The organism is Mesorhizobium sp., from assembly GCF_041661565.1.
Classification (GTDB): domain Bacteria; phylum Pseudomonadota; class Alphaproteobacteria; order Rhizobiales; family Rhizobiaceae; genus Mesorhizobium.
The window spans coordinates 1-2,841 of record NZ_JBAZUD010000260.1 but is presented as its reverse complement, the minus strand read 5'-3'; the positions used below and the strand labels follow the sequence as shown (position 1 = coordinate 2,841).

Below are 2,841 nucleotides of genomic sequence, written 5' to 3'. Positions count from 1 at the left end.
AGTGCTTGTTGAGATACTCGACCTCGGCCTTGAACGACGGATCGTTCTTGGCGAATGTCCAGTGCTTCTCCAGGTCGAGGATCAGCGGCATCAGCGTCTCGGCGACGAAACGTCCGCCGAAAATACCAAACATGCCCTGTTCGTCGGGACCGGTGCGGAAGGAATTGGGTGTCGCCGGCTTGTTCATCGCCGATCTCCTGCATCTTGGGGGTGGAATACGCTCAGGCGGCGCGGTCGTCGCGTGCTGCCCGGACGGCCCGGAAAAACTTTTCGATCAACGCCGGATCCTTGACACCCGGCGCGCTTTCCACACCCGAGGAAATGTCGATCGCGGGCGGGTTGGCAAGCCGAAGGGCATCGCCGACATTGGCGGCGTTGAGCCCACCGGAAAGCATGTAATCGACATCGGCGTCAAGGCCGGCAAGGATGCGCCAGTCGAAGGCCACGCCATTGCCTCCTGGCAAGGCGGAGCCCTTTGGCGGCTTGGCATCGAACAGGAAACGGTCGGCAACGCCGATGAATGGCTTGATCCGCTCGAGATCGGCAGCCTCGCTGAGCGGCAGCGCCTTGATCACCGGCAGGCCGTAGCGGGCCTTCAGTTCCGTCACCCGCTCAGGTGGTTCCGAGCCGTGCAGCTGCAGCATATCGGGTTGCATGGCCGTGATGATCTCATCCAGGAGCGCGTCGCTGGCGTCGACCGTGACAGCGACCGCCAGGGCCTTGCCGCGCAGCGCCTCGCGCAGCCGGCCTGCCTCGGCCGGCTCGACGTAGCGCGGGCTTTTGGGGAAGAAGATAAAGCCGGCATGGCTGGCGCCGCCGGCAAGGGCCGCGGCGAGTGCCGCGTCGGTCTTCAAGCCGCAGATCTTGATGTCGAGCGCCATGGCGCGGGAATTGGCATGAAACGCGTCGAAAGTCGAGAAAAAGCATGCAGTTTGCCAGCGTGGCAAATAGCGCTACCTATGGATCGACGTGATGCAGGCGGGAGAAACAACATGGCCGACGCAACCATTGCTGAATTGAAGCAGAAGATCGCACAGGCGCGCGAGGTCATCGCCCATCTGATGGACCAGGCCGCATTCAATGGCGCCGAGGCGCACCGAGCGCTCGACTATTTCGGCGGCGATGCCTTCGACGCCAACTTCCTGCCCTGGCCGCACCAAGGCGACGAGGGGCTGCGGCCGGATGAGCTGAATGCGGCGAATGACGGCTGAGTGATCCGTATATTAGATCAGCATCGATTGGCGAGTTCGACAACATTGTAATGACAATGACATTACACTATACTGCCTGTCGCCGTAGGAGATCGAGTCATGCCAACACCAATCGCCGCGCCCAAAAAGCGCGAAACGCTGAACATTCGCATCAAGCCGGAGGAACGGCGCCTGATCGACCGCGCCGCCAAGGTACGAGGTAAGAACCGCACCGATTTCGTGTTGGAGGCAGCACGATCGGCGGCCGAGGAAGCCTTGTTGGACCAGACGATCATTACTGCCAGCCCGGAAGCCTACGCGGCGTTTCTGGCGCGTTTGGATATGCCCCCACAACCGAACGATCGCTTGCGCAAGACGATGCAGACCCCCGCGCCTTGGGAGAAGCCATGACGGCTTCGGCGCCGGAGCCGCTGACAGCTTTTCATGAGGTTGAATCCTTCGCGTCAGGCGTGGACAGTCTCGACCAATGGCTAAAGCGGCGTGCCCTGAAAAACCAGGCGACCGGCGCATCCCGCACTTTCGTTGCCGGCGAGAATGGTCGCGTGGTGGCCTATTATGCGTTGGCGTCGAGCGCGATATCAATGGATGCAGCGCCCAGCCGTTTCCGCCGCAACATGCCGGAGCCGATTCCGGTGGTGGTCCTCGGCCGGCTGGCCGTGGATCAGTCCCAACAGGGCAGAGGCCTTGGCCGCGCGCTGATAAGAGACGCCGGGCAGCGCGTCATCCAGGCTGCCGACACCATAGGAATTCGCGGGATAGTCGTGCATGCGTTGTCGACGGACGCCAAGGCGTTTTATACAAGGATCGGCTTCGAACCGTCGTCACTCGATCCGATGATGTTGTTGGTGACGCTGGACGATCTGAAAGCCAGCTTGTGAGTTCGTCGCCGTCACACGGCTATTCGAACGCAATCGCCTGCAAGGCGCCGCCATTGCGCTTGAGCCAGGCTTTGCAGCGCTCGGTGTCCGGGCAAAGCTCTTCGCACAGTTTCCAGAATTTCGGGCCGTGGTTCATCTCCTTGAGATGGGCCACCTCATGCGCGACGAGATAATTGATGACCGGCGACGGCGCCATCATGATGCGCCAGGAAAACGACAGATTGCCGTCGGACGTGCAGGAGCCCCAGCGGCTTGACGTATCCTTGAAGCGGATGGCCTTGGCGCGCTTGCCCACAGCCAGCGTGTGCTTGGCCACCAGCGCCTCGATCTCGCATTTCGCCTCGCGCTTGAGGAAATCGGCGATGCGGCGCGGCAGATGGATGCGATCGCCATGCGCGATCAGCAGCGGACCGCTCTCGTCGTTCGAGACGGTGACGGTGCCACGCTTTGAAGGCTCATGCACGATGCGATGCGGCACGCCGCGGAGCGGGATCTTGATGCCGGGCCGCACCTGCGGCCGGTTCGGCACCTTCGCCAGCCGCTGCTCCAGCCATTCCTGATGGCGGTCCAGGAATTTCTCCACTTCGCCCCGGCGCAGGCCGGGCGGAACGGTGATGCGCAGGCCGCGGCCGCCGGAATCGATGCGCAGCGTCAATCGCCTGGCGCGATCGTTCTCGACGATCTTGAGCGGCAAGGAACGGCCGGCAACCACGTGCTCGCGCTCTTCGACAGGCGCGGGCTTGGGCTTTGTC

The 2,841-nt window shown here is 62.5% G+C and carries 5 protein-coding genes and 1 pseudogene; 3 read left to right on the top strand and 3 right to left on the bottom strand.

From position 1 onward, the window contains the following. Together WC739_RS25255 and WC739_RS25250 are read right to left on the bottom strand one after the other, a co-directional pair. A pseudogene (locus WC739_RS25255) lies at positions 1 to 187 on the bottom strand (tryptophan synthase subunit beta); the annotation flags it as partial. A 34-nt stretch (positions 188 to 221) separates the two neighbouring features. Then, a complete protein-coding gene (locus WC739_RS25250; protein WP_372955712.1) occupies positions 222 to 881 on the bottom strand; it encodes a phosphoribosylanthranilate isomerase in 660 nt (219 codons plus the stop codon). Positions 882 to 896: 15 nt separating this feature from the next. Between WC739_RS25250 and WC739_RS25245 the strand changes: the two genes are divergently transcribed. The 3 genes from WC739_RS25245 to WC739_RS25235 all read left to right on the top strand — a co-directional run bounded on the left by WC739_RS25245 (position 897) and on the right by WC739_RS25235 (position 2,089). After that, the gene (locus WC739_RS25245) at positions 897 to 1,211 is read left to right on the top strand and encodes a hypothetical protein (RefSeq protein WP_372955711.1); all 315 of its coding nucleotides are present in this window, start codon (positions 897 to 899) and stop codon (positions 1,209 to 1,211) included. Between the two features lie 99 nt (positions 1,212 to 1,310). Then, positions 1,311 to 1,601 carry a DUF1778 domain-containing protein gene (locus tag WC739_RS25240; protein WP_372955710.1) on the top strand — a complete coding sequence of 97 codons (291 nt, stop codon included), beginning with the start codon at positions 1,311 to 1,313 and terminating at the stop codon, positions 1,599 to 1,601. After that, positions 1,598 to 2,089, top strand: coding sequence for a GNAT family N-acetyltransferase (locus tag WC739_RS25235; protein WP_372955709.1), 492 nt, complete (start codon positions 1,598 to 1,600; stop codon positions 2,087 to 2,089). Before WC739_RS25240 ends, WC739_RS25235 begins: the two co-directional genes overlap by 4 nt. Positions 2,090 to 2,108: 19 nt before the next feature. Here WC739_RS25235 and WC739_RS25230 read toward each other — a convergent pair. Next, on the bottom strand, positions 2,109 to 2,841 hold a 733-nt coding region (locus WC739_RS25230), incomplete at its 5' end, for a M48 family metallopeptidase (protein ID WP_372955708.1).

What these genes read in the sequence shown, in the direction of transcription:
- WC739_RS25250 (WP_372955712.1), bottom strand. Translation starts at nt 881, where the DNA reads ATGGCGCTCGACATCAAGATCTGCGGCTTGAAGACCGACGCGGCACTC.
- WC739_RS25245 (WP_372955711.1), top strand. Translation starts at nt 897, where the DNA reads ATGAAACGCGTCGAAAGTCGAGAAAAAGCATGCAGTTTGCCAGCGTGG.
- WC739_RS25240 (WP_372955710.1), top strand. Translation starts at nt 1,311, where the DNA reads ATGCCAACACCAATCGCCGCGCCCAAAAAGCGCGAAACGCTGAACATT.
- WC739_RS25235 (WP_372955709.1), top strand. Translation starts at nt 1,598, where the DNA reads ATGACGGCTTCGGCGCCGGAGCCGCTGACAGCTTTTCATGAGGTTGAA.